The 1,138-nt window shown below is 61.3% G+C and carries 1 protein-coding gene; it reads left to right on the top strand.

Features of this window, described 5'->3' with window-relative positions; translation table 11 throughout:
* Nucleotides 1-191: 191 nt before the first annotated feature.
* Nucleotides 192-1,138 (top strand): IS110 family RNA-guided transposase (locus EFQ99_RS34825; protein ID WP_126925343.1); only part of this gene is annotated, 947 nt, incomplete at its 3' end.

Below are 1,138 nucleotides of genomic sequence, written 5' to 3'. Positions count from 1 at the left end.
CTTCTTGGATAAGAAAAATGTAGGATACTGACGCTTGCCGGGCGGGTGGCCGCCCGCCCGGCAGCTGGTTGTCGGATCGTCACCTTCTTAGCCGTTTGGGGCTGTGGGGAGCAGGATCGCAACCGGCTCTTCATCTGGCCCGTGTGGTTGCAGGAACCTTGGGGTTCGTATCCAAGACAGGGACGACGAAGATGACCGATAATAGCATGATCTGTGCCGGAATCGATGTCGGCAAAAGCCATCTCGACATTGCCCTCCATCCCGGCCGCGCAAGGCTGAGGGTCACTTATGACATTGCCGGCCTGAAGGCGCTTGACGCCTTTCTTCAAGAGCATGACGTCAGCCGCATCGGCTTCGAAGCCTCCGGCGGCTATGAATGGCGGCTGCTGGGGCATCTGCGGGCCGGAAAGCGGCCGGCGGCGCGTCTGCAGCCGGCGCAATTGCGCTTCTTCGCTAAGAGCCGGCTCAAGCGGGCCAAGAACGATCGCCTCGATGCCGTGCTGATTGCGCTCTTCACGGCAAGCCTCGAGCAGTTGCCGGCGCTGCCGGACGCTCGCTTCGACAAGTTGGCCGCCGAACTGACCTATCTGGAACAGATCGAGCAGCAGATCGCGCTGGTCAAGACCTTTGCCGAGACCGCCTTGTCGGAGGCGATCAAACGCCGTCACGCGCGCGAGGTCGCCCGCCTCGAAACCTGCCGCAAGGCTCATCTGCTGCGGCTCGAAAAGACGGTTCGCGACGATTGTGACCTGGCAGAACGGCTCGATCTGCTGATCTCCATCAAGGGCATCGGGCTGCGCAGCGCACTGTGCCTGATCATTCGGCTGCCCGAACTCGGCCATGCCGGCCGCGCCGAAATCGCCGCCCTTGCCGGCGTCGCACCCTATGACGACGATAGCGGAAAATATCATGGCAGACGCCGCATCCAGGGTGGTCGCGAACGCCTGCGAAAGAGCCTGTTCATGTGCGCGTTCACGGCAACCCGGCACAATCCGGATCTCGCCTCTTTCTACGCCCGCTTGCGTCAGAACGGAAAGGATCACCTGTGCGCCGTCATCGCCGTCGCACGAAAACTCATCGTTCTCGCCAATTCGATCCTCTTTCGAAAGGCCGAATGGACGCCACAATACCGGAAAAA

The sequence above is a fragment of the Rhizobium vallis genome, assembly GCF_003985155.1.
Lineage (GTDB): Bacteria > Pseudomonadota > Alphaproteobacteria > Rhizobiales > Rhizobiaceae > Rhizobium > Rhizobium vallis.
This window is presented reverse-complemented; position numbering and strand designations above follow the sequence as displayed.